The 3,899-nt window shown below is 49.4% G+C and carries 4 protein-coding genes, 2 tRNA genes and 1 pseudogene; 3 read left to right on the top strand and 4 right to left on the bottom strand.

Annotated elements, in window-relative coordinates:
• The first annotated feature begins 42 nt into the window (after positions 1-42).
• Positions 43-119, top strand: a tRNA-Asp gene (locus tag AAYN39_RS10915).
• Positions 120-127: 8 nt separating this feature from the next.
• Positions 128-203, top strand: a tRNA-Trp gene (locus tag AAYN39_RS10910).
• Positions 204-304: 101 nt separating this feature from the next.
• Here AAYN39_RS10910 and hdfR read toward each other — a convergent pair.
• Positions 305-1,153 carry an HTH-type transcriptional regulator HdfR gene (gene hdfR / locus AAYN39_RS10905; RefSeq protein WP_001541181.1) on the bottom strand — a complete coding sequence of 283 codons (849 nt, stop codon included), beginning with the start codon at positions 1,151-1,153 and terminating at the stop codon, positions 305-307.
• Positions 1,154-1,259: 106 nt separating this feature from the next.
• Between hdfR and maoP the strand changes: the two genes are divergently transcribed.
• Positions 1,260-1,598: a macrodomain Ori organization protein MaoP gene (gene maoP, locus AAYN39_RS10900; protein WP_000840996.1), complete on the top strand. Its 339-nt coding sequence runs from the start codon at positions 1,260-1,262 to the stop codon at positions 1,596-1,598.
• 107 nt (positions 1,599-1,705) lie between these two features.
• On the opposite strand, the gene tnpA is transcribed toward maoP, so the two are convergent.
• The 3 genes and pseudogenes from tnpA to AAYN39_RS10885 form a co-directional block, all read right to left on the bottom strand.
• Positions 1,706-2,164 carry an IS200/IS605-like element IS200F family transposase gene (tnpA, locus tag AAYN39_RS10895; RefSeq protein WP_000502114.1) on the bottom strand — a complete coding sequence of 153 codons (459 nt, stop codon included), beginning with the start codon at positions 2,162-2,164 and terminating at the stop codon, positions 1,706-1,708.
• A gap of 169 nt (positions 2,165-2,333) precedes the next feature.
• Positions 2,334-3,656 (bottom strand): annotated as a pseudogene (locus tag AAYN39_RS10890) (YifB family Mg chelatase-like AAA ATPase); the annotation flags it as partial.
• Positions 3,657-3,745: 89 nt separating this feature from the next.
• A partial coding sequence (locus AAYN39_RS10885; RefSeq protein WP_050396071.1) for an ogr/Delta-like zinc finger family protein occupies positions 3,746-3,899 on the bottom strand: 154 nt, incomplete at its 5' end.

The following is a 3,899-nucleotide window of genomic DNA, read 5'->3' as shown; positions in this document are numbered from 1 at the left end:
AGTAAATTGATGTAAAAATCAGTGGTTGTAAAAGAATTCGGTGGAGCGGTAGTTCAGTTGGTTAGAATACCTGCCTGTCACGCAGGGGGTCGCGGGTTCGAGTCCCGTCCGTTCCGCCACCCTAATTAGGGGCGTAGTTCAATTGGTAGAGCACCGGTCTCCAAAACCGGGTGTTGGGAGTTCGAGTCTCTCCGCCCCTGCCAGAAATAATCCTTAGCATCTGCTAAGGATTTTTTTTTGCCTGAAATTACCTGATTATCTGATCAGGTAATCGTAAGTTCCCTTCTTTTTCTTTTCATCATTTTCATTGTTCATCCAGCACATCCGTTTTTAACAGATCGCAGATCAGCGAGTATTTATCGCTGTTTTGCAGCCAAATGGCGTATAGCGGCCGTGAAAGCGTTGCGCTGTCGGCAACGGTATGTAATCCGCCCTTTTCATTTGCCCAGTTTACAGGAAGCCAGCTACAGCCATTTAATGCGCTAAGCTGCTGTCGGGCGAGTTCGGCTGAGCTGGTTGTTAATACCGGTACTTCATCTGCTGCGATCAGCCCTGTTTCATGCTGTTGGAAGTCTGGTCCCCACTCCAGCCGCAGATAATTGAGTTCTGATTTCTTACGGGCAGGGCTGCTGCAATATAACGCCAAAGTGAAGTGCCCTAACAGCTGACTGCTGAACTCATCCATTTTGGGCGCTTCGGTAGTAATGAGGAGATCAAGCTGGCGTTCATGAAGTTGCTTCACAAGCGATTGCCGTTGAGCGATTCTGGCTTCGAACTGCAGGCCGCTTTGCGGCTCCTGTAGTTGGTACAGTCGACCCAGCCAGGCGTTAAGCATACACTCCCATAAAGACGCGCTGGCGCCGATGGAAAACTCGTTATGGCGTGAGGTATGCGCCACCTCTTTACGTGCCGCCTGCCACGTATTCATCAGCGTTTCCGCATACGGTAAAAGTTTTTCGCCAGCCGTGGTTAAACGGATATTGTTTCTGTGCCGCGTAAAAAGGTTTACGCCCAGTTGATTCTCCAGTTGCCTGATACGAAAGCTCACCGCGGATTGCGTCAGGTAAAGTGCTTCTGCGGCCCGCCCGAAATGGCGTGTCCGGCTAACTTCCAGGAAAGTTTTTAACAATTCCGTATCCACTGTGCTCTCCACAAAATTATTTGTCGTTATGATTTAAATGTTTTGTTTTACACTCTGTCAAGCGTAACTAATACTCCGCGCCATAAATAGCTCAGACAAAGAATTAGGAGCGTGCAGGATGGCGGAAAGCTTTACGACGACTAATCGATATTTTGACAATAAACATTATCCACGTGGATTCTCTCGTCACGGTGATTTCACGATTAAAGAGGCACAACTGCTTGAGCGTCATGGTCATGCCTTTAATGATCTGGATCTTGGCAAGCGTGAGCCTGTGACTGAAGAAGAGAAGCTGTTTGTAGCGGTATGTCGCGGTGAACGCGAGCCGGTAACGGATGCAGAACGCGTCTGGTCCAAGTATATGACGCGTATCAAGCGTCCAAAACGCTTCCACACCTTGTCTGGCGGCAAGCCGCAAGTTGAAGGCGCAGAAGACTACACCGAAGCTGATGATTAATAAATATCCTCCGGCATAGCCGGAGGTTTTTCTGATGCGCCTGTAAGGCTCTCTTACCAGCCGCGCCCTAACAGGCGCATACGATCTGACATTTGCATCAAACTTCGTTACTTACGGCCCGTAAACGGGCTGCTAGGATAAGGGATCGATAACTGCTCACCCATTTTATCCTCTTCAAGCTGGTGCTTTATGTAATCCTGTATCTTCGCCGTGTTCTTACCCACCGTATCGACGTAGTACCCTCTGCACCAGAACTCCCTGTTCCTGTATTTGAATTTCAAATCGCCAAACTGCTCATAAAGCATCAGGCTACTTTTTCCCTTCAGATAACCCATAAACCCTGACACGCTCATCTTCGGCGGGATCTCCAGAAGCATATGGATATGATCTGCACAGCATTCCGCTTCCAGAATGTTCACATTTTTCCACTCACATAGTTTCCTTAAAATGCTGCCTACCGCTCTACGCTTCTCTCCGTAGAACGCCTGTCTTCGGTATTTTGGCGCGAAAACTATGTGATATTTACAGTTCCATCGGGTGTGCGCTAAGCTCTTTTCGTCCCCCATTGGGACCCCCTTTTGATTTCTTGTTGAACTTTTGCAGTTGCCAGACCGCAAGATGTTTTAACAAATCAAAAGGGGTTTTAATAACTGGCTTAAAGCTGAAAGCTTTCCGGAACCCCCAGCCTAGCTGGGGGTTTTCCATAGACAATAAAAAGGGCGTAATGCCCTTTTTTTACGCCAACAGCTTTTGCAAATGAATTAACAACCTGTCTATCGCCCGATAGCTTACCGCCTCCTGCAAATGCTGACGCGAGATCTGGTCAGCCAGTTCTATGTCGGCAATGGTTCTGGCAACTTTTAGTAAACGCTGCCAGGCGCGAATGGATAATCCAAGATGCACCAGCGTGTCTTCAAGCCAGCGGGCGTCATCGTGATGTAAAACACAATATTTTTGGATTTCGCGACCCTCCAGACGCGCGTTTAACTTCTTCTGGCGTCGGTACTGCCGTTTATGGGCGGCGATGACCCGCTTTTTTACCGTAGCGCTGCTCTCACCCTTTGAGGCGTGTTGGCTAAGAATCCCGGGCGGAGGAAGCGGTATCTCAAGCGAAAGGTCAAAACGATCAAGAAACGGGCCTGACAACCGATTAAGGTAACGTAGTGTCTGTTCTGGCGTGCAGCGATTATGGTTTCCCTGATAATGTCCGGTCGGGCTGGGATTCATTGCGGCGATTAACTGGAACCTGGCAGGGTACGTTATTTTCGCTCTGGTACGGGATAAATGAATTTGACCGGATTCTATAGGTTCACGTAGCGCATCCAGTGTGCGTCGTTCAAATTCAGGCAATTCATCAAGGAACAAAATTCCGTTGTGCGCCAGCGATATCTCTCCCGGGGCGGGTATTGCGCCGCCGCCGACCATAGCAGTAAGTGAGGTGCTATGATGAGGTGAGCGAAAGGGACGTTGCTGCCATCGTTTTTGTACCGTATCGGCATTAACCAGACTGAGGATCGCGGCGCTTTCCAACGCCTCTTCATTGCTTAATGGTGGAAGAATCCCGCTCAGTCGACTGGCCAGCATGGTTTTACCCGTACCCGGCGGGCCGATCAATAGCAGATTATGTCCCCCTGCCGCTGTAATCTCCAGGCCGCGTTTACCCTGCTCCTGACCGATCACATCGCGAAGATCGGCAGTTGCGGTAGACGATGCCATATCCTGAGCTAAAGGTCTTTCCAGGGCGTGTTTCCCTTCCAGAAAGGCGCAGACGGTTTGTAGATGATCGGCGATAAAACATCCTTCTTTGCTGATAAGCCCAACCTCCGCCGTGTTCTCTGTTGCGACGATAATATTTCTGCCGGCCCTGATGGCTTCCGTTGCACTTGATATTGCGCCAGGAACGCCGCGTAATGCGCCTGTAAGCGCTAACTCACCCACCAGCTCATATGCCTCAAGATTCGACGCTGTAAGCTGCTCAGACGCGGCCAGAAGCGCAACAGCAATAGGCAGGTCATACCTTCCGCCCTCTTTCGGTAGATCGGCTGGAGCAAGGTTAATGGGTTTTTTGTTGCCTGAAATTTAAGCTGTTTAAAATCATGATGTTAGAAACACTGTTTTTTAACGATGGCGACAAAATGGCGGCAGCGTCAAAGAGAGAGCGCCACCTGTCCTGATTTCATTGGATGCGGCTGAACCGGATTTGACTCTTTTGGCGTTGCAATCGAACGAACAAAAGTTTCATGGGTAACAAAAGTATGGCTGCAGTTAATGTTCTGGCACTGGTTGTAACGCTCTTTGGTC

It is taken from the genome of Salmonella sp. K21076, from assembly GCF_039650795.1.
GTDB classification, from domain to species: Bacteria; Pseudomonadota; Gammaproteobacteria; order Enterobacterales; family Enterobacteriaceae; genus Salmonella; species Salmonella enterica.
This window is presented reverse-complemented; position numbering and strand designations above follow the sequence as displayed.

Bases quoted from the DNA above. Each gene is read 5' to 3' on its own strand.
- tnpA (WP_000502114.1), bottom strand. From the start codon at position 2,164: ATGGGGGACGAAAAGAGCTTAGCGCACACCCGATGGAACTGTAAATAT.
- maoP (WP_000840996.1), top strand. From the start codon at position 1,260: ATGGCGGAAAGCTTTACGACGACTAATCGATATTTTGACAATAAACAT.